The organism is Micromonospora sp. NPDC049230, from assembly GCF_040647875.1.
Lineage (GTDB): Bacteria > Actinomycetota > Actinomycetes > Mycobacteriales > Micromonosporaceae > Micromonospora.
On sequence record NZ_JBEZCZ010000021.1, the window covers coordinates 63,778 to 83,825 of the forward strand.

The window sequence follows — 20,048 nt, forward strand, 5'->3', positions numbered from 1 at the left end:
TCCCCTCGTCGCGGCGGAGGTATCGGGTAGATGGCAGGCCAGCACGAGGGTTTCGCCCTCGGCGTCGACCTCGGTACGTCCAACACGGTCGCGGTGCTGCGCTGGCCCGACGGGCGGACCCGCCCCCTGCTGATGGACGGTCAACCACTCAGTCCCTCCGCCGTGTACGCCGACCCGGACGGCACCCTGCACACCGGGTGGGACGCCCGGCGGTTGGCACAGACGGACCCGGCCCGGTTCGAGGCGAATCCGAAGCGCCGGGTGGACGAGCCGACAATCGTGCTCGGTGACCGCTCGTACCCGCCTGCCGACCTGCTCGCCGCGGTGCTGGCGGCGGTCGCGCGGGCCGCGGTGGGCGCCGTCGGCTTCCTGCCCCCGGCGGTGCTCACCTGCCCGGCCGCCTGGGACGCGACGCGGCGGCAGGTGCTCGCCGACGCCCTGCTGCTGGCGGGGTGGCCGCAGGTGGCCGAGCACACCCTCGCCGGGCCGACACCACCGGGCACCCGGCTGCTGCGCGAGCCGGTGGCCGCAGCCCGTTACTACACGCAGGTGCTGCACCGTCCGGTGCCCGTCGGCGACGCGATCGCGGTGTTCGACTTCGGCGGCGGGACCCTCGACGTCGCGGTGCTGCGCAACGAGGGCGCGGACCCGTGGGGTGACTCCGGCTTCAGCGTGGTCGCCGACGGTGGTCTGCCCGACCTGGGCGGGCTGGATCTCGACGCCGCCCTGGTGCGGCGGGTCGGCGAACTACTCGGGGAACGCCACGCCGCGCAGTGGGCCCGGCTGCTCCGACCGGCGGACCCGGCGCAGCGCCGCGACCAGGTGCGCCTCTGGGACGAGGTACGGGGCGCGAAGGAGACGCTGTCCCGCTCGACAGTGGCACCGGTCGCGGTGCCGGGGGTGGCCGAAGCCGTCCAGCTCACCCGAGCCGACGTCGAGCGGGTGGCCACTCCGCTGCTGCGCCGCGCGGTGGACCGGGCCCGGGAGGTGATCGCCGAAGCCGGGCTCACACCCGACCAGCTCGCCGGGCTGTTCCTCGTCGGTGGTTCGTCGCGGATCCCCCTGGTGGCCCGGATGCTGCACACCGAACTGGGGGTGGCGCCGACGGTGCTCGACCAGCCGGAGTTGCCGGTGGCCGAGGGCGCGCTGACCGACCTGCCGCTGCGCCGACCGCTGCCGGCGTACGCCGGACCGCAGCTCGCCCCACCGACTCCGGTGAGTCCGCCCGCGCCCGCTGGGCCGCCCGCGCCCGCTGGGCCGCCCGCGCCCGCTGGGCCGCCCGCGCCCGCTGGGCCGGCTGGGCCGGCGGATCCGGGTTGGGCGGGTCCGTCGGGCTCGACCGCGCCGGGTTGGGCGGGTGCCGTGCCGGCGGGCGCGGCGCGCTGGCGGCGGGCGCGCTGGGTGGTGCTGGGCGCGGTGCTGGCCCTGCTCGGGGTGGGTGCCGCCGTGACGCTCTACCTGACCCGGGACCGCTACCCCGATCTGGAGTTCGCGTCGCTGCGCGAACTGTCCCGCCCGAAGGCCGGCGGCGAGCGGCCGGCCGGCATGTGGACGGCGGTGCTCGGCGACCGCGCCTACCTCGGGTTCCCGTTGCCGGACGACCGGCTGGAGGTGGTGGCTGTCGACACCGGCACCGGTGACGAGGTGTGGCGCAGGGCGACCGACGTGCGGGCCGACGACTGGGAGGCGATCATCGCCGTCCCCGGGGCGGTCGCGGTCCTCGCCGACGCGCCGGGCGACAGCACCCCGCGCCCGCTGGCCGTCCTCGACGGCCGGTCGGGCACGCAACGCTGGCAGCGCGCGGTCCGGGGGGACGACGAGATCTACTTCGCCGACGACACGGCGGTGCTGGTGGATCGTGCCGCCGCCCAACTGGTCGGCCTGCGCCTGAGCAACGGCACCCAGAAGTGGAACCAGGCCAACCCCCGCGACCAGTACGACAGCAGCCGCACCGTGGTCCGGCCGGTGGGCAGCGACGAGGCAGCCGGTGGACCGGCCTTCCTCGACGGCACGCCCCGCAACCCGTGGACGAGCAAGGAGCGGCGACTCGTCCAGGTGGGTGCGGACCGGTCCGTGCGGCTGCTCGACATGACCTCCGGCAGGGTGCTGCGCCAGTGGGGCAGCGTCGCCGACCTCGACGATCTGGTGGTCGCCCACGAGGACCGCCTGTACGTGGTCGCCAACGAGGGCGGGTACCAGTTGCTGGCGTACGACCTGGGGTCCGACGCGGAACCGGTGGTGCTCTACCGCTCCGGGAGCGACGAGCAGCGCCCGAAGGCACTTGTGGCGTGCGGTGAGCGGCGGGCCTGCCTGTTGCAGGTGCCGAACAACGACGTCCAGCGCACCGAGGTGGTGGCGGCCACCGAGGGCGAACGCACGGCCCACTGGCCGGCGCCGGGCGTGACCGACCTGGTGCCGGTGGGGGAGCGGGTGCTCGCCCAGCGGGAGTACCCGGAGCCGACGGTCACCCTCTTCGACGCCGCCGGCAAGCCGGTGTTGCGGGACCGGGGCGGGGTGGCGGTCCGGCTGGACGAGGGCAACCTGCTGGTCTTCGCCAAGACCCCCGGCACTGTCGCGGACAACCGCGTACTGGCCGGCGTGTGGGCCGAGTCCGGCGAGGTCGACGAGTTGGGCGAGCTGAAGGAGGTCCGCAGCGCGTCCTGCTCGTGGAACACGCACGTGATCGCCTGCGGCGCGGACGAGGACTTCGTCCTGTACCGCTTCACCAAGGACTGACCCCGCCCGTGCGGCGGTCACCTCGTACGATGCTCCGGTGAATCTTCGGGGTACGGTCCGCGCCGATCGTCCGTTGGTGGTGCTCGCCGTCGGGGAGGAGGCCCGCTACCTCCCGCCCGATCTGCCGGTGCTGCTGACCGGCATGGGCAAGGTGAACGCCGCCACCGCGGTGGCCGCCGTGCTGGCGGCCGGGCCGCGCCCCAGCCTGCTGCTCAACCTGGGTACGGCGGGCGCGTTGCGCCCGGGGTGGGCCGGCATCCACGAGATCGCCACGGTGCTCCAGCACGATCTGGACACCGACCTGCTGCGGACGCTCACCGGGGAGACCTACGGTGCGCCGCTGGCCCTGGCCGCCGAGGGCGCGGTGCTGGCCACCGGCGACACGTTCGTGGCCGACGACGCGGCACGGGACCGGTTGGCGCGACGCGCCGACCTGGTCGACATGGAGGGGTACGCGGTGGCGTGGGCGGCCGTGCGGGCGGGCGTGCCCTGCCGACTGGTCAAGCAGGTCAGCGACGAGGCGGGCGACGGCGCGGCGCGCACCTGGCGGGAGTCGGTGGACGCGTGCGCCCGGGACCTCGCCGAGTGGGCCGGTCGGCACGTCGCCTGACCGTCGAGGGTCAGCCGGCGGGCGGTCGCGGTTGAAGCCCTCGCCTGGTTTCCCGGCTGTGGCCCCTGGGGAGCAGCACGTGCACGGCCAGCCCGAGGGCCACGATCGCGGTGACCAGCACCGGTGGCCAGCGGCCGGCCCAGGGCAGCAGCAGCAGGGGCAGCAGTTGCGAGGCCACTCGAACCCACGGCACGCGGGCGGACAGCAGATAGGCGAACAGCACCCGGCCGAGCACGAACACCAGGGGTCCGCCGATGATCAGGACCAGCCACCGCACCGGTGTCGTTCCGGTGGGTCGGTCGACGACGAGGTCGAAGGAGGCCGCCGTGCCGAGCACGCCGACCAGGAGCACCAGATGGGAGTACGGGGCGATCCGGGTGGACCGGCCGGGCACCGACGAGGCCGCGGTCTCGAGCAACTCGCCGGCCCGATAGACGTAGATCTGCCACAGCAGCAGCATGATGGCGAACGCGCAGAGCAGCGCGGTGATCCTGAGGCGGTCGAACTCGCTGCGGCTGAGCTCCAGGGTGGGCACCAGGATGATGTCGCCGAGGGCCAGGATGACGAACTGCTGGTACCGCTCGCCCAGGTGCGCGGTCGTCCGGTCGTACTGGTCGAGGGGCACCCGGCCGAGCCACGGTGTGGGGTAGCGCGCCGCCGCGGAGAGCAGGTCGATGGCGATCGCGGTGGTCCAGATCCACCAGCGCGCGGTGCCGGCCAGCGCCCCGACGATCCAGAGGACGCCGGACACCAGGAACCAGAACAGGAACCGGGTGGCTCGCGCCATGGCCGAGGGGTGCTGCTGCCGGTACAGGGCGCTGATCAGGACGATGCCGCGCAGCACGTGAGTGCCGACGTAGGCGATCGCGAAGGCCAGGGACTGCCCTCCGGTGACCATCGGCAGCGATGCCGCCATCCCCACCGATCCGACCATGGCGACCATCAGGATGGTCTGGATGGGGCGCTGCTGAGGGTCGTAGAACTCGGTCGTGGTGGAGGTGACCGACCAGGTCCACCAGATCGCGATCAGCATCAGCCCCACCGACGCGCTCTGGGCCCAGGACTCCTGGTCGGCGAGCAGCTTCGAGGTCTGCGCGAGCGCGGCCACGAAGACCACATCGAAGAGCAGCTCCAGCAGCGTCGCCCGGGTCGACCCGTCCAGACGGCGTACCAACGCCGGGGTGTCTCCGGTGGTCATGCCCGGCCTCCCGCCGTGTCTTCGAGGATTATCGGCGGCCCCGGCCCGGCCCGTCCCCGGATCGGCTATTCCCGCCGGTCGGGGAAGAGGACGGCCGGAGGTTGCCACGACGTCGGACGCCGGGCGATGCTTGCCGATATCTATAAATCTCGATCTCCTCGGAGGTTCGGATGCGCCGCTCCCCGCTGGCTGCCCTCGTCCTGACCATCCTGCTGCTCGCCGCGCCCGGCGCGGCGCGGGCCGCCGTCCCGGACCGGGCCGCCGCGCCCGCCGCCGACGCGGTGGCCACGCTGACCGGGGTACGCGCCGCGGGCACCGCCTGGGGTCTCGACCCCGCCACCGGGCGGATGACCCTCACCGTCGACGACACAGTGGCCCCCGGCGAGCTGGCCGCGCTGCGGACGACAGCCGAGCGGGCCGGGGTGCTGCTGCGCCGCGAACCCGGAACGTTGCGCCCCCTGATCGCCGGCGGGCAGGGCATCTACGGCGGTGGTGCGCGCTGCTCGCTCGGCGCGAACGCGCGCAGCGGCAGCACCTACTACGTGATCACCGCCGGGCACTGCACCACCGCCGCCGCCACCTGGTACGCCGACAGCGCGCAGACCACAGTGCTCGGCACCCGCACCGCCACCAGCTACCCCACCAACGACTACGGGCTGATCCGCTACACCGGCCGGACCGCCCACCCGAGCGCGGTCTACACGTACCCCGGTCTGCTGACCATTCACGGGCCCGGCACCGCGTACGTCGGTCAGGCGGTCTGTCGCAGCGGCGTCACCACCGGCGTGCGCTGCGGCACCGTCACGGGCCTCAACCAGACAGTCAACTACGCCACCGGCGTGATCTACGGCCTGATCCGCACCAACATCTGCGCCGAACCGGGCGACAGCGGCGGCCCGCTCTACGTGGCCTCCACCGGCACCATCCTCGGCATCCTCTCCGGCGGCAGTGGCAACTGCACCTCCGGCGGCACCACCTACTACCAGCCGATCGGGGAGGTGCTCGCCGCGTACGGGCTGACGCTGCCCTGAGCGTCGAGGTGTGACGTATGACGGGTTGCCCGTCCCGCGCGGGGCACCTAGGCTCGGCGGCGCCCAGGATCCCCGCCGCGAGGACGTGTGCCCCGATGCCGACCGACTCCCCACCTGACGACGCGACCGTCCCGGCGGGCCCCGCGCCGATCGAGGTGGCCGCGGTCGGGGAGACGATGGTGGTGCTCTGTCCCGCGCCGGGTGAGCCGTTGGAACACGCCGACCGGGTCGCCGTCTCGGTCGGCGGCGCGGAATCCAACGTGGCCGGCTACCTGGCGCGGCTGGGGCACCGGGCGGCCTGGGTGAGCCGGGTCGGCGACGACCCCTTCGGCCGGGCCGTCGTCCGGCACGTCGCCGCCACTGGCGTCCGCGTCGACCAGGTCAGCGTGGACCCGGCCGCCCCCACCGGCCTGTACGTCAAGGACCCGGGCCCGGAGGGCACCGCGGTGCACTACTACCGTGCGGGCTCGGCGGCCTCCCGGATGGATCCGGGCACGCTCGCGGCCGCGGGTCTGGCCGGTGCCCGTGTGCTGCACCTGTCCGGCATCACGCCGGTGCTCTCCGCCTCCTGCCGGGCGCTTGTCGAGCACGCCGTGGCGGATCGGCCGTTGACGGGGGCACTTGTCAGCTTCGACGTCAACCACCGGGCCCGGTTGTGGCCCGCCGAGCAGGCCGCGCCGGTGCTGCGCGACCTGGCCGACCGCAGCGACCTGGTCTTCGTCGGGCAGGACGAGGCGGAGACCCTGTGGGGCGCCGCCGACCCGCTGGCCGTACGCCGGCTGTTGCCCGGGCCGGAGACGGTGGTGGTCAAGGACGGCGCGGTGGGTGCCACCGCGCTGTGCCGGGACGCCGAGCCGGTCTTCGTATCCGCGCCAGTGGTGACGGTGGTGGAGCCGGTCGGCGCCGGAGACGCGTTCGCGGCCGGCTACCTGGCCGGGCTGCTGCGCGGCCTCGACCCCGTACGACGCCTGCGCCTCGGGCACCTCGTCGCCGCGCAGGCGTTGACCAGCAGCGGCGACAACGCCCCGATCCCGCCGTGGGCCTGGTTCGAGCGGCTGATCGACGCCCCCGTCGAGGCCTGGTCGCCGCTCGATCTGACCGGCGCCCTGGCGACGACCTGAGTCATGCCGTCGGCGGTCGACGGGACCAGGTCGGCGGTCGACGGGACCAGGTCGGCGGTCGACGGGACCAGGTCGGCGGTCGGCGGGGCCAGTAGCCAACAGATTCACCGCGATCTCGGATGGAGTGCACCATGACCACAGCGGACTTCGAGCACATCTTCGGCAACGCCCGGGTGATGGCGATCCTGCGCGGCCTGCCGGTCGCCGAGACCGTTCGGCTCGCCGAGCGCGCCTGGGACCTCGGCATCGACGTGGTGGAGGTGCCGGTGGCCACCCCGGACGCCGTACCGTCACTGCGCGCCGCCGTCGAGGCGGGCACCGCACGCGGCCGGATCGTGGGCGCGGGCACCGTGCTCGACGTCGAGCAGGTCACCGCTGCCGCCGACGCGGGCGCCCAGTTCACCGTGGCGCCCGGCCTGGACCTCGCGATCGCCGACGCGGCCGCCGCGCGTGGTCTGCCACACCTGCCCGGCGTGGCCACCCCCACCGAGGCCCAGCAAGCGCTGCGGCACGGCCTCACCTGGCTCAAGGCGTTCCCCGCGATCTCGCTCGGCCCGGCCTGGTTCAAGGCGATGGCCGGCCCGCTGCCGCAGTTGCGCTTCGTCGCGACCGGCGGCCTGGACGCGAGCAACGCCGCCGCGTTCCTCCAGGCCGGCGTACGGGTGGCCGCCGTCGGCTCAGCCCTGTCCGACCCGACCCAACTAGACCAGCTAGCCGCCCTAACCCGCCCCACCCACTAACCCTCCCGCCGCCCCTCCCTCCCTCCCCGCGGGCCCGGGGCGGTTGATCATGAGGTTGTTGTCACGACACGCCGTGACGGTCGGCTATAACTCCATGATCAACGGGGTGGGGCGGGAGGGTGGGGTGGGGTGGCGGGTTTGTGCCATGGCGTAAGTGCGTCGGGGTTGGCGGGGGTCGCGGGGTGGGTGTTGCGTCGATGCTGTGCGGCGTACCACTTCTCGACGCAAAGAGGTCATCTTGGCTCTGTCTCGCCGGCGTCGCCGATCCGGGCTGATCGCCCTCGGCACCGCCCTCACCCTGGCGGCCGGGTTCACCCCACCCGCCGCGGGGGCGTCCGCCGCCCCGCCGAACACCCCCGACCGCCCGGCCGGCCTTCCCCCGGCAGCCGCCGGACGGGCGGCCACCGTCACGCTGATCACCGGTGACACGGTCACGGTGACCACCGCTGCGGACGGCAGCACCGTGTCGACAGTGCGCCGCCCGGACGGCAGTACGCCGACCTTCCACCGCACCGTGCGCGACGGCGACACGTACGTCTACCCGGACACCGCGCTGTCGTACGTCACCAGCGGCGTGCTGGACCGGCGACTGTTCAACGTCACCGAGCTGATCGCCGACGGCTACGACGACGCGCACACCGACAGGTTGCCGCTGATCGTCACGATGACCGACGCGGCGGCCCGCGCCCGCACCCGTCCCACTGTGGACGGTGCCGAGCTGGTCCGCCCGCTCGACAGCGTGCAGGGCGCCGCGTTGACGCGCCACCGCGCCACCGCCGACCGGTTCTGGACCGCCCTCACCGCCGGCACCACCCGGCGTACGGGTGCCGCCCCGACCCTCGCAGGCGGCATCGCCAAGGTCTGGTTGGACGGCCGGGTGCACGCCGACCTGGCCCAGTCCACCGCGCAGATCGGGGCCCCGGCGGTCTGGGCCGAGGGCAACACCGCAGCCGGTGTCGACGTCGCGGTCCTCGACTCCGGTGCCGACGCCGAGCACCCGGATCTCGCCGGTCAGATCGCCACGTCGAGCAGTTTCGTGCCGACGGAGCCCGACATCCTCGACTACAAGGGCCACGGTACGCACGTCGCCTCGACGATCGCCGGGAGCGGCGCGGCCTCCGGCGGGGTCGAGCGGGGCGTCGCCCCCGGCGCCCGGCTGCACGTCGGCAAGGTGCTCAACAGCGAGGGCAGCGGGCAGGACTCCTGGATCATCGCCGGCATGGAGTGGGCGGCCCGCGAGCAGAAGGCCCGGGTCGTCAGCATGAGCCTGGGCGGTGAGGCCACCGACGGCAGCGACCCGATGAGCCAGGCGGTCGACCGGCTCAGCGCCGAGACGGGCGCGCTGTTCGTGATCGCCGCCGGTAACGGCGGGCCGAACAGCATCGGCAGCCCGGGTGCGGCGAACTCCGCGCTGACGGTGGGCGCCGTCGATTCCACCGACCACCTCGCCGAGTTCTCCAGCCAGGGACCCCGTGCCGGCGACGGCGGGCTCAAGCCCGAGATCACCGCGCCCGGCGTGGACATCCTGGCGGCCCGTTCCCACTACGTACGCGGTGGGTCGGGGGACTACACGCTGATGAGCGGCACGTCGATGGCCACCCCGCACGTGGCCGGCACGGCGGCGCTGGTTGCCGCCGCGCACCCGGACTGGACCGGTCAGCGCATCAAGGAGGCGCTGGTCAGCACGGTCAAGGCCACCCCGGAGTACACCCCGTACCAGGCGGGTGCCGGCCGGGTCGACGCGGTCGCCGCCACCCGGGCCACCGTCTTCGCCACCCCGAGCGCCTACTCCGGCTTCCAGGCCTGGCCGCAGCAGCCGGGGATGACGATCGACCGGACGGTCACCTACACCAACCTCGGCACCGCGCCGATCACGCTGAAGCTGGCCCTCGACGCGACCGCCGCGCCGGCCGGCCTCTTCACCCTCTCCGCCGGCCGGGTGACCGTGCCCGCCGGGGGCACCGCCACTGTGACGCTGACCGCCGCGTACGACAAGCTGCCGGCGGAGAAGCAGGTCAGCGGCGTGATCATCGCAACTGACGAGGCTGGCGCGATCCGCGGCCGCACCCTCGTCGGCGCCGGCAAGGAGGGCCAGCGGCAGAACCTGACGCTTGTCGCGAAGGACCGCGACGGCAAGCCGCTCGCGGGCAAGGTCATCCTCACCACCGACGGGCTGTTCAGCGCCGTGGACCTGCCCGAGAGCGGCACCGCCACACTGCGGCTGCCGGTGGCGAGTTGGACCGGCTGGATCTCCGCCGACGTGCGCGGCGCGCACGGGCCCCGTTCCAAGGGCATGGCGATGCTCAGCTTCACCGACGTCAACCTGGACCGCGACCGCACCGTCACCCTGGACGCGCGGGAGGCCCGACAGGTGCGGGCCACGGTGCCGCAGGAGGCCACCGCCACCTCGCTGCGGATGGACATCCACAGGTCCACCGCGAACGGGCTCACCGAGAGCCAGGTGCTGCCCAACGACTCGTACGACAGCATGTGGGCCCTGCCGACGAGCCGCAAGGTCACCGACGGCGAGTTCGAGTTCGGTGCCCGGTGGCGGCTCGAACAGCCGGCGTTGACGATCTCCGCGGCCGGCCGCGCGTACGACGATCTGCTGGTCAAGCGGGCGACCCCGGCGCTGCCGGCCGGTCGTCACCAGTTGGACGCGGTCTACGCCGCCGACACCTCGGCGGCCGGGCTGGCCAAGCGGCCGGTCCGGGATCGGGCGGTGGTGGTCCGGCGCAGCGACACGGTGGACATCGCCACCCAGGCGCGGCTCGTCGCGGCGGCCGGCGCGAAGCTGCTGCTGGTGGTCAACGACGGCGTCGGTCGGCTCGACCCCTGGGACGAGACGCCGTGGAGCCCGCAGAGCCCGGCCCCGGTGACCGTGGCGACGCTCGGCGCCGACGAGGGCGACCAGCTCGTCGCGGCGCTGGAGCGCGGCCCGGTGCGACTGTCTGCCGAGTCGCACCCGGAGACCACCTACCTGTACGACGTGGCACACCACTGGACGGGCACGGTGCCGGCCGACCCCACCTACCGGCCCGCAAAGCGGGACCTGGCCCGGGTCGACGTGGAGTTCCGCAATTACCGGCAGGGCAAGGCGCTGGAGTTCCGCACCGACGTCTGGAAGGGCATGGCCTCGGGCAACCAGGAGACCGTTCCGGCCCAGGGCCGGCGCACCGACTGGGTGACCGCCGGCGAGCGGTGGATCGACGACGCGTACATCGTCGGCGAGACGGGCCAGCACCTGATGGAGGTGGCCACCTACCCGGCCGGCCGGCCGAGCGCCGTGGAGTGGTTCGGGCCGATCCAGCGGCCCCGGATGGGCGGGGGTTACGTCCCGGTGCGTTACCTGGACACCCTGTACCTACCCGCGCCCGGCTGGGGCGACGGGGGTGGCCACATCGGCGAGGCGCGCGCCAACTACGACATGGTCAACCGGACCACCCTCTACCAGGGCGACAAGGAGCTGAACTGGGGTAACGCCGAATACCTCCAGGTCTCCGGGCTGGCCGCGCAGCGGCTGCCGTACCGGCTGGTGGTGCAGAACGACAGGGCCGCCTGGACCAACCCGTACTCCCGGCAGACCCGCACCGAGTGGGGCTTCACCTCGGCCGCCACCGGAGCGGAGTCGGCGGAGGCGCTGCCGCTGATCCAGCTCGACTACCAGGTGGCCATCGACTCCGCGGGCAGGGCGTCGCGGCGGGCACCGCTGACAGTGGTCGCCTCCCACCTGCCCGGCGTCCGGGGCACCCTCGGCGCGGTCACCGTCGAGGTGTCCTACGACGACGGGGCGACCTGGCACCGGCAGCGCCTGACCCGGCACGGGGACGGCTGGCGTACCACGCTGGCGGCACCGGCCCGGGCCGGCTTCGTGAGTCTGCGCACCACCGCGCGGGACGCCGCGGGCAACACCGTGAGCCAGAGCATCACCCGGGCCTTCGGCCTGCGCTGACGGTTCGGCTGGCCGTCGGTCGGGGTGCCGCGCGCATCCCGGCCGGCGACCGGTCCGCGTCGGTCCCGGTTTCTCGGCGTACGCGTCGGCGGTGCCTTCGGGCTGCTGGCCTGGGCGCTGGTCGAGGCGGGCCGGCTGCCCGACTGAGCCGGTCGTCCCAGCCGTGCGGGCCCGCGGGCCGGCACAGCTCAGTCGGTTGTCTCGGCCGTGCCGGCTCGCTGGAACGCGCGGGCCAACTGGTCGAGGTCGAAGCCCTCGAAGTGCTGGAGGAACCGGCGGCGGACGGCGGCCAGGTGACTGGGCCAGGACTCCGTCAGGCGGGCGAACCCGCTGTCGGTGAGGACGGCGTTCCAGCCGCGTGCGTCCTCCTCGCAGCGTTCCCGCCGGACCAGGCCCTGGGTCTCCAGCCGGATGATGGTGCGGGTCATGCCGCTGAGCGAGAGGTGGCAGGCCGAGGCGAGCTCGTTCATCCGCATCCGCCGGCCCGGCACCTCGGATAGGTTCATCAGGGCGGTGTATTCGGTGAGCGGCAACTGATGGTCTCCGACCATGTCGGTGTCGATCGCGCGGGGCAGCACGTGCATCACCTGGCCCAGGGCGCGGACCAGGGCCTCCTCGTCGGGGTTGAGGGGTTGCAGCGGTTCTGCGGCGGGGTTGGACATCCTCATATCTTAGTTGCTTGATTGAGCAATTGCTTGCACAGAGTGTGAGCGTGGCCATAGCCATTTCATTTGCTTGACCGAGCAATCACTGGTTAGCGTCGTGCCGTCAGCCAGTCCCTAGGAAAGGCGCCATCATGACCAGGATCGGGATCATCCTCGGAAGCACCCGCCCGGGGCGTAACGGTGAAGCCGTCGCCCGCTGGGTGCTCGAGATCGCCAAGCAGCGCTCCGACGCGGAGTACGAGCTGATCGACCTGCTCGACTACCAGCTGCCGCACCTCGACGAGGCGTACCCGCCCTCGATGGGCCAGTACTCCCAGCCACACACGCTGCGGTGGGCCGAGACGATCGCCTCGTACGACGGGTTCGTCATGGTCACCCCCGAGTACAACCACTCGACCTCGGGTGCGCTGAAGAACGCGATCGACTTCCTGTACGCCGAGTGGAACAACAAGGCCGTCGGCTTCGTCAGCTACGGCTCGGTCGGTGGCGCGCGCGCCGTGGAGCACCTGCGGTTGATCTCCGGTGAGCTCCAGATGGCCGACGTGCGGTCGCAGGTCGCGCTGTCGCTCTTCACCGACTTCGAGAACTTCAGCGTCTTCAAGCCCAACCAGTTCCAGCAGGACGCGCTGACCACCACCCTCGACCAGGTGGTCGCCTGGAGCACCGCGCTCGCGCCGCTGCGCCAGGCCTGATCGTTTCGCGCACCACCGGAGACGGCCGCGGGACCACTCCCGCGGCCGTCTCCGTCTGCCCGTTCCCCGGCCGGTCAGGTACGCCGGGCGTCGGCGAGCAGGTCGAGCGAGACCTGCCACGGTTGTGACGCCGGCCACGGCCAGCGTCGGCCGGTCGCGCCGACTACCCTCGTCGCGATGAGCCGAGCTGCCACCGCTGCCCGGTCTCCGCTGTGGCGGGACCGCACCTTCGGCACCTACTGGATCGCGCAGTCGCTCTCCGCGGCCGGTGACTCCTTCGCCTACCTGGCGGTGCCGCTGCTGGTGCTCCAGGCCACCGGGTCGGTGGCGCGGATGGGCCTGCTCACCGCCGTCGCGGGCGCGGCGTCCGTCGTCGCCGGGATCTTCGGCGGGGTGCTCGTCGACAGGTACGACCGCCGCACCCTGATGATCGCGGCGGACCTGGCCCGGTTGGTGCTCTACGGCCTGGTGCCCCTGGCCTGGCTCGCCGGCCCGCAGGTCTGGCTGCTCTTCGTCGTGCTGCCGATCTGCGAGGCGGCCGGCATGGTGTTCCAGGTCGCGGCGGTGACCGCGGTCCGCAACCTTGTCGACTCCGACCGGATCACCGAGGCCAACGGCCGGTTGCAGGCGACGTTCGCGGCGGCTGCCGTCCTGGGGCCGCTGCTCGCCGGCGTGGTGTCGGCCCGCTTCGGCCCGGCGCTCGCCATCGCCGTCAACGCGGCGAGCTTCGCTCTCTCGGCAGCCGGTCTGTGGCTGATCCGACTGCGACCCGCACGGGCCGACACCGCCGCACCGGCGACCCGGGAGCGGCCGCTGGCCGAGTTCCTGGCCGGGGCGCGGTTCCTGTGGCGGCAGCCCGTGCTCCGCGCGCTGACCGTCCTGCTGTCGGTCTTCATCTTCCTGACCTACGGCTTCACCGACGTGCTGATCTACCACGTCACCCACGATCTCGGCGGCTCCGAGGGCACCGTCGGCACGGTGCTCGGCCTGGCCGCGCTGGGCACTGTCGCCGGTGCGCTGCTGGTGGCCCCGCTGCGCCGTCGACGCGGCTTCGGTGCGACCTGGATCGGCGCGCACTCGGTCTGCGGGTTCGCGGTGGCGGGCGTCGGCCTCGCGACGAACGTGCCGGCGGTCACCGCGCTGACCGCGGTGTATCTGTGCTGCCTGAGCATCGGCGGGATCTGTTCGATGTCGCTGCGCCAGGAGATCACCCCCGATCACCTGCTCGGCCGCGTCACCTCGGCGTTCTGGAGCACGCACTACGCCCTCGGGCCGATCGGCGCCGCCACGTTGACCTGGGCCGCCGGCCGGTACGGCGTCCCGGCGGTCACGCTCGCTGCCGGCGCGGGATGCCTGCTGGTCGCGGTCGGCGGCCTCTTCACCCCGGTCCGCCGCGCCGGCGCGGTTTCAGCTGTGGCGCGGGTCAGAACTCCTGGTACATGACGTGCGGACCGACCCGGCCGAGGGTGGGGTGGCGGAACGCGCCGGGCACGATGCCGACCACGGTGAAACCCTCCCGCCGGTACAGCTCGACCGCTGACCTGTTGCTCTCCACCACGGCGTTGAACTGCATGCCGGCGTACCCCTGGTCCCGTGCCCAGGTCAGGGCCTCGCGGCACAGCGCGGTGCCCACGCCCCGGCCCCGGGCGTCGGCGGCGACCAGGAAGCTCGCGGTGGACACGTGCGCGCCCGGCCCAGGATCGGCCGCACCTGCGACCAGTCTTCCGCCACGAACTCCCGAATCCGCACGCCGAGCAGGCTATGAGCGGCGAACCGGCCGGACAACGGGAATTCGGTCAGCGCGCGAGCGCGTCGAGTTCCGCGTCGAGCAGCGTCGCGAGCCGGGCATGCCGCTGCGGATGGCTGCTCGGGGTCATGCCACGGCTGGGCATCTCCACTGTCATCAGCAGGTACAGGTGCAGTCGGTAGAGGCCGAGCCGGCGGCGCGCCGAGGCGTCCAGCACCAGCGGTGTGCCGGCGGCGTCGCGGTAGCCGCGCAGCAGCGGATGCTCCGGCTCGTCCTCGATGCGCCGGAAGAGCAGCGGCGAGACCAGGTCCAGCAGCGGGTCGCCGTAGAGGAACCGTTCGCCGTCGACCAGGCCGCGCAACCGAAACCGACCCTGCGAGTCGGGCGCTGCCAACACGTTGCCGTCCCAGCAGTCGAAGTGCAGCAGCGCCGGCCGGTCCACCTCGTCCAGCACCTCGGCGTGCCGTCCCACCAGCGTGTGCAGACGGCCCGGGGTCACCGGCAGCCGCACGTCCCAGTCGGTCGCGTCGGCGAGCAGCGCGTCGAGCATCGCCGTGAACGCCACAGGCCAGGTCGGCCCGCCGGCCCGGTCGCCGTCGTACCCGAACCGGTCGCCGGTGACCCGGTGCACCGCGGCGAGTGCCACCCCGAGGTCGTAGCGCGCCGGGCCGTCGTCCACCGCGACGCCGTCCGCCGCCAGGTCGGACAGCGACCGGCCGGGCAGCAACGCGGTGACCAACCACTCGCCGTACGCGGGGTCGGCGCCGTGCCGCAACACCGGGGGTACGGGCACCTGCGGGGCGTGTTCCGCGACGAGGCGGAAGTAGCGGGCCTCGGCGGCACAGAGCCCTCGTTCGTAGCGCAGCAGCGGCGTCCCGGCCGGTGGGGCGAGCTTCAGCACCACCCGGCGGTCGTCGTCCAGCCGCGCCCACCAGACCGTCGCGTAGCCGCCGCCGGCCAACGGCCCGGCGTCCCGGACCCGGGTGTGCGGCCCGAACGACGCGCGAACCAGGTGCGCCACGTCATCGCGGGTGAGCGCACGCTGCGTCGGGCTGCTGCCGGTCACGAGACGGCGTCACCCCGTCCGGCGCGCGGCGCGAAACCGGCGGTGGCACGGGCGGCGGGCGGGACGGGACCGGCGGAGTCCCGGCGGACCAGCTCGGCGGGGAGCACCTCGACCCGGGGGGTCAGCACCTCCGCGGCGAGCACCAGGGACATCGCCCGGACTCCCATGTCGACAAGCGGCAGTCGTACGGTGGTCAGCGCCGGGGTCACGTCCCGGGCGATCGGCATGTCGTCGAAACCCACGACGGAGATCTGCCGCGGCACCGCCAGCCCACGCGCGCGCAGGGTGGCGAGCGCGCCGATCGCCATCGAGTCGTTGAGCGCCACGATCGCGGTCAGCTCCGGGGCGGCGTCGAGCAGGCGGGCGGCCGCCTCCGCGCCGCCGTCGCGGTCGAACTCGGCGTACCGGATATGCCGTTCCGGCAGCTCACGGCCCTGCTCGGTGAGGGCCTGCCGCAGGCCGGCCAGCCGGTCGGTGGTGGTGGTCAGGATGCGGGGGCCGGCGATCACGCCGATCGCCCGGTGCCCCAGCCCGCACAGCTCCCGTCCGGCGAGGTAGCCGCCGGCCCGATTGTCCGGCATCACCGCGTCGCCGGAGTGCTCGTGCCGACCGATCACCACCACCCGCCCGCCAGTGGCCTCGTACGCGGCGAGCTTCCCGTTGAGCTGCCGCGTGAACGTCTCGTCGTGGTAACCGGAGCCGGCCAGGATCAGCGCCGCGACCTGGTGGCCGCGCAGCAACTCCACGTACTCCAGCTCGCGGTCCGGGTCCCGGTAGCTGTTGCAGATCATCAGCAGTCGGCAGTGGTCGGTGGCGACGCGTTGCAGCCCACGGGTGATCTCGGCGAAGTACGGGTCGGAGACGTCGTGCACGATCACGCCCACCGCGCTGCGGTGCGAGCGGGCCAGCAGCTGCGCGTGCGCGTTCGGCACGTACTGCAACTCGGCGACGGCGGCGAGCACCCGTTCGCGTAGTTCGTCGGTGACCGGCTTGCTGCTGGCGTTGATGACGCGGGAGGCGGTGGCGGGTGAGACTCCCGCCCGACGGGCCACATCGGACAGGGTCGCCATGGCCCGCCCCCTCGATCTGTTGACGGCGTTTCGTCGTGCCGGCTAGCGTCACGGTACCGCAGAGAAAGCCCTTTCCCGCAGGGAGGCGCGACCAGCACGACGGAAGGGAGAACGCATGACCCGCAGGTCGATCGGCATCATCGTCAACGGCGTGACCGGACGGATGGGCTACCGGCAGCACCTCGTCCGCTCGCTGCTGGCCATCCGCGAGGCCGGCGGTGTGACGGCGGCCGACGGCACGACCATCTGGCCGGAACCGGTCCTGGTCGGGCGCAACGAGACCAAGCTCCGGGAGATCGCCGACCGGCACGGGCTGACCGACTGGACGACAGACCTGACCTCGGCGCTGGCCCGCGACGACGTCGAGATCTACTTCGACGCCCAGGTCACCCAGCAGCGGGAGAAGTCGATCCGGCGGGCCATCGAGGCCGGCAAACACGTCTACACCGAGAAGCCCCTCGCCGAGGACACCGCCGCCGCGCTCGACCTGGCCCGGGCTGCCGACGCGGCCGGCCTGCGCACAGGTGTCGTACAGGACAAACTCTTCCTGCCCGGCCTGCGCAAGCTCAAGCGCCTCGTCGACGGCGGCTTCTTCGGCCGGATCCTCTCGGTGCGCGGCGAGTTCGGCTACTGGGTCTTCGAGGGTGACTGGCAGCCCGCCCAACGTCCCTCGTGGAACTACCGGGCCGAGGACGGCGGCGGCATCGTCGTCGACATGTTCCCGCACTGGCACTACGTGTTGGAGGAGCTGTTCGGCCGGGTCGCCGCCGTCTCCTGCGTGACCGCCACCCACGTGCCCGAGCGGGTCGACGAGGCCGGTCAGGTCTATCCGGCCACCGCCGACGACGCCGCGTACGCCGTCTTCGAGCTCGACGGCGGCATCATCGCGCAGATCAACTCGTCCTGGGGTGTGCGGGTGTACCGCGACGAGCTTGTGGAGTTCCAGGTCGACGGCACCGAGGGCAGCGCGGTGGCCGGGCTGCGCAACTGCCGGGTGCAGCACCGGGCGGTCACCCCGAAGCCGGTGTGGAACCCGGACCTGCCGGCCACCGAGGACTTCCGGGCGCAGTGGGCCGAGGTGCCCGACAACGAGGAGTTCGACAACGGCTTCAAGGTGCAGTGGGAGGCGTACCTGCGGCACGTCGTGGCCGGCGAGCCGTTCCGGTGGGACTTCCGGGCCGGCGCGCGCGGCGTCCAGCTCGCCGAGTTGGGGCTGCGCTCGGCCCGCGAGGGCCGTCGTGTCGAGGTGCCGGAGCTGTTCGGGTGACGGCCGAGGTCGTGCTGCCGGGCGGGCGACGGCACCGGCTGGCCGGTGGCAGTGGCTTCGCCCGCCCGGCGGCCCCGGCGAGGAGCCGGATCGCGTACGCCGCCGCGCACGTGGTCGCCGACCCGGCCGCGGAGAACGTGCCGGGCGCCCCGGCGGCGGTGGACTGGCACACCACGCTCGCGTTCCGACGGCACCTCTGGTCGTACGGGTTGGGAGTCGCCGAGGCGATGGACACCGCCCAGCGGGGGATGGGGCTGGACTATCCGGCCACCCGGGAGCTGATCCGCCGCAGCGCCGCCGAGGCCCGTGCGGTGGGCGGTCGGATCGTCGCCGGCGTCGGTACGGACCAGCTGCCGCCCGGCCGGGCGACCCTGGCGGCGGTCACCGCCGCGTACACCGAACAGCTCGGCGACGTCCGCGCGGCCGGCGCCCGGCCGGTGGTGATGTGCAGCCGACACCTGGCCGCCGCCGCCCGTGGGCCGGAGGACTACCTGCGGGTGTACGACGAGCTGCTGAGCGCGGCCGACGGGCCGGTGGTGTTGCACTGGCTGGGCCCGATGTTCGACCCGGCGTTGACCGGCTACTGGGGTGCGGTCGACCTGGACGCCGCCGCCGACACGGTCACCGAGCTGATCAAGGCGCACGAGTCGACTGTGGACGGCATCAAGGTGTCGCTGCTCGACGCCGGCCGGGAGGTCGCGCTGCGCCGCCGCCTGCCCGTCGGGGTGCGCCTCTACACCGGTGACGACTTCCACTACCCGGAGCTGATCCGGGGCGACGAGGTGGGGCACTCCGACGCGCTGCTCGGGGTGTTCGCGGCCATCGCGCCGGCCGCCGCCGCGGCGTTGGCCGCCCTGGACCGGGGTGACCTGGCGGCGTACACCGAGATCTTCGCGCCGACTGTCCCGCTGGCCCGGCACCTGTTCGCGGCACCGACCTGGCACTACAAGACGGGGATCGTCTTCCTGGCCTGGCTGGCCGGGCACCAGGACCATTTCACGATGGTCGGCGGGGCGCAGTCCGGCCGGTCCCCGGCGCACCTGGCGACACTGCTCGTCCTGGCCGACAAGGCCGGGTTGTTGCCGGACGCCGACCTGGCCGCCGCCCGCGCGCGGGCGTTCTTCACTGTGGCGGGTGTGGCCCAGTGAGCCTCGCGCGTTTCTCGTTCAACCAGGCCACCGCCCAGCACTGGCCCCTGCCCGACGTGGTGTCCGGCTGCGTCGCCGCCGGGGTGCCGGGCATCGGGCTGTGGCGCGAGCCGGTGGCGGAGCACGGGCTGGCCCGGTCGGCGAAGCTGGTCCGCGACGCCGGTCTCACCGTCACCTCGCTGTGCCGGGGCGGGTTCTTCTGCGCCGACGACTGGTTGACGGAGAATCTGCGCGCCGTCGAGGAGGCGGCCACCCTCGGTTCACCCGAGCTGGTGCTGGTCTCCGGTGGGCTGGCGCCGGGCAGCCGGGACATCGACGGCGCCCGCCGTCGGGTCGCCGACGCGATCGGCGAGTTGGCACCGCACGCCGAGGCCGCCGGGGTACGGCTGGCCATCGAGCCGCTGCACCCGATGTTCGCCGCCGATCGCTGCGTGATCGCCAGCCTCGGCCAGGCGCTGGACATCGCCGAACGGTTCGACCCGGCGGTGGTCGGCGTGGTCGTCGACGCGTACCACGTCTGGTGGGACGACACGGTGTACGCGCAGATCCAGCGGGCCGGGCCACGGATCGCCGCGTTCCAGGTCTGCGACTGGGTGACGCCGCTGCCGGAGGGGGCGCTGCTCGGTCGGGCGCTGCCCGGCGACGGGTGCATCGAGCTGCGCCGGTTGCGCGAGGCGGTGGACGCGGCCGGGTATGACGGCCCGATCGAGGTGGAGGTCTTCTCCGCCGAGGTGTGGGCGCGGCCCGGCGCGGAGGTGCTGGACGCGGCGATCACCGGTTACCTGGACCACGTCGTCTGAGCCGCTTCGACGGTGGCGGCGCGGAGGCGGTCGGCGCGCTCACCCGGCCGACCAGCCGAGGCTGGTTACTGACCAAGCGGCGTGGCCGGCGAAGAGGCGTGGGTGCCCTGCTCGCCGCCTTTGCTCTGCACCCGCGGATGCGACGGCTACGGTCCGTGACTGGCGCCTATTGGGGTGCAGAGCAAAGGCAGTCAGGAGCAGTCCG

16 protein-coding genes and 1 pseudogene are annotated in these 20,048 nt (G+C 73.3%); 12 read left to right on the forward strand and 5 right to left on the reverse strand.

Features of this window, described 5'->3' with window-relative positions:
* The first annotated feature begins 30 nt into the window (after nt 1-30).
* Together AB0A95_RS19115 and AB0A95_RS19120 are read left to right on the forward strand one after the other, a co-directional pair.
* A complete protein-coding gene (locus AB0A95_RS19115) occupies nt 31-2,736 on the forward strand; it encodes an Hsp70 family protein (RefSeq protein ID WP_357557060.1) in 2,706 nt (901 codons plus the stop codon).
* Nucleotides 2,737-2,773: 37 nt separating this feature from the next.
* On the forward strand, nt 2,774-3,346 hold the full coding sequence (locus tag AB0A95_RS19120) for a nucleosidase (RefSeq protein ID WP_357557061.1): 573 nt from the start codon (nt 2,774-2,776) through the stop codon (nt 3,344-3,346).
* A gap of 10 nt (nt 3,347-3,356) precedes the next feature.
* On the opposite strand, the gene AB0A95_RS19125 is transcribed toward AB0A95_RS19120, so the two are convergent.
* Nucleotides 3,357-4,544 (reverse strand): low temperature requirement protein A, encoded by a 1,188-nt coding sequence (locus tag AB0A95_RS19125; protein WP_357557062.1) that lies wholly within the window; start codon nt 4,542-4,544, stop codon nt 3,357-3,359.
* A gap of 170 nt (nt 4,545-4,714) precedes the next feature.
* On the opposite strand from AB0A95_RS19125, the gene AB0A95_RS19130 reads away from it, so the two are divergent.
* From AB0A95_RS19130 to AB0A95_RS19150, 5 genes are all read left to right on the forward strand, one after another.
* Nucleotides 4,715-5,575 (forward strand): S1 family peptidase, encoded by an 861-nt coding sequence (locus tag AB0A95_RS19130; RefSeq protein ID WP_357557063.1) that lies wholly within the window; start codon nt 4,715-4,717, stop codon nt 5,573-5,575.
* 95 nt (nt 5,576-5,670) lie between these two features.
* On the forward strand, nt 5,671-6,696 hold the full coding sequence (locus AB0A95_RS19135; RefSeq protein ID WP_357557064.1) for a sugar kinase: 1,026 nt from the start codon (nt 5,671-5,673) through the stop codon (nt 6,694-6,696).
* A gap of 131 nt (nt 6,697-6,827) precedes the next feature.
* Complete coding sequence (locus AB0A95_RS19140) at nt 6,828-7,436, forward strand: bifunctional 4-hydroxy-2-oxoglutarate aldolase/2-dehydro-3-deoxy-phosphogluconate aldolase (protein WP_357557065.1); 609 nt, start codon at nt 6,828-6,830, stop codon at nt 7,434-7,436.
* A gap of 238 nt (nt 7,437-7,674) precedes the next feature.
* A complete protein-coding gene (locus AB0A95_RS19145; protein WP_357557066.1) occupies nt 7,675-11,388 on the forward strand; it encodes a S8 family serine peptidase in 3,714 nt (1,237 codons plus the stop codon).
* A gap of 24 nt (nt 11,389-11,412) precedes the next feature.
* Nucleotides 11,413-11,535, forward strand: a complete 123-nt coding sequence (locus AB0A95_RS19150; RefSeq protein WP_357557067.1) for a hypothetical protein — start codon at nt 11,413-11,415, stop codon at nt 11,533-11,535.
* A 41-nt stretch (nt 11,536-11,576) separates the two neighbouring features.
* On the opposite strand, the gene AB0A95_RS19155 is transcribed toward AB0A95_RS19150, so the two are convergent.
* Nucleotides 11,577-12,050 (reverse strand): MarR family transcriptional regulator, encoded by a 474-nt coding sequence (locus AB0A95_RS19155; RefSeq protein ID WP_357557068.1) that lies wholly within the window; start codon nt 12,048-12,050, stop codon nt 11,577-11,579.
* Nucleotides 12,051-12,184: 134 nt separating this feature from the next.
* On the opposite strand from AB0A95_RS19155, the gene AB0A95_RS19160 reads away from it, so the two are divergent.
* Complete coding sequence (locus tag AB0A95_RS19160) at nt 12,185-12,745, forward strand: NAD(P)H-dependent oxidoreductase (RefSeq protein WP_357557070.1); 561 nt, start codon at nt 12,185-12,187, stop codon at nt 12,743-12,745.
* 177 nt (nt 12,746-12,922) lie between these two features.
* Nucleotides 12,923-14,188, forward strand: coding sequence for an MFS transporter (locus tag AB0A95_RS19165; RefSeq protein ID WP_357557072.1), 1,266 nt, complete (start codon nt 12,923-12,925; stop codon nt 14,186-14,188).
* Here AB0A95_RS19165 and AB0A95_RS19170 read toward each other — a convergent pair.
* From AB0A95_RS19170 to AB0A95_RS19180, 3 genes and pseudogenes are all read right to left on the reverse strand, one after another.
* Nucleotides 14,169-14,441, reverse strand: a pseudogene (locus tag AB0A95_RS19170) (GNAT family N-acetyltransferase); the annotation flags it as partial. The gene AB0A95_RS19165 and the pseudogene AB0A95_RS19170 overlap by 20 nt on opposite strands.
* 100 nt (nt 14,442-14,541) lie before the next feature.
* Complete coding sequence (locus AB0A95_RS19175) at nt 14,542-15,558, reverse strand: aminoglycoside phosphotransferase family protein (RefSeq protein WP_357557073.1); 1,017 nt, start codon at nt 15,556-15,558, stop codon at nt 14,542-14,544.
* Nucleotides 15,555-16,628 carry a LacI family DNA-binding transcriptional regulator gene (locus AB0A95_RS19180; RefSeq protein WP_357557074.1) on the reverse strand — a complete coding sequence of 358 codons (1,074 nt, stop codon included), beginning with the start codon at nt 16,626-16,628 and terminating at the stop codon, nt 15,555-15,557. Before AB0A95_RS19180 ends, AB0A95_RS19175 begins: the two co-directional genes overlap by 4 nt.
* Nucleotides 16,629-16,743: 115 nt before the next feature.
* Between AB0A95_RS19180 and AB0A95_RS19185 the strand changes: the two genes are divergently transcribed.
* The 3 genes from AB0A95_RS19185 to AB0A95_RS19195 are packed head-to-tail and all read left to right on the forward strand — an operon-like array spanning nt 16,744 to nt 19,843.
* Nucleotides 16,744-17,895 carry a Gfo/Idh/MocA family oxidoreductase gene (locus tag AB0A95_RS19185; RefSeq protein WP_357557075.1) on the forward strand — a complete coding sequence of 384 codons (1,152 nt, stop codon included), beginning with the start codon at nt 16,744-16,746 and terminating at the stop codon, nt 17,893-17,895.
* The gene (locus AB0A95_RS19190) at nt 17,892-19,043 is read left to right on the forward strand and encodes a dihydrodipicolinate synthase family protein (RefSeq protein WP_357557076.1); all 1,152 of its coding nucleotides are present in this window, start codon (nt 17,892-17,894) and stop codon (nt 19,041-19,043) included. The genes AB0A95_RS19185 and AB0A95_RS19190 overlap by 4 nt, the downstream gene beginning before the upstream one ends.
* The gene (locus AB0A95_RS19195) at nt 19,040-19,843 is read left to right on the forward strand and encodes a sugar phosphate isomerase/epimerase (RefSeq protein ID WP_357557077.1); all 804 of its coding nucleotides are present in this window, start codon (nt 19,040-19,042) and stop codon (nt 19,841-19,843) included. The genes AB0A95_RS19190 and AB0A95_RS19195 overlap by 4 nt, the downstream gene beginning before the upstream one ends.
* Nucleotides 19,844-20,048 lie beyond the last annotated feature (205 nt).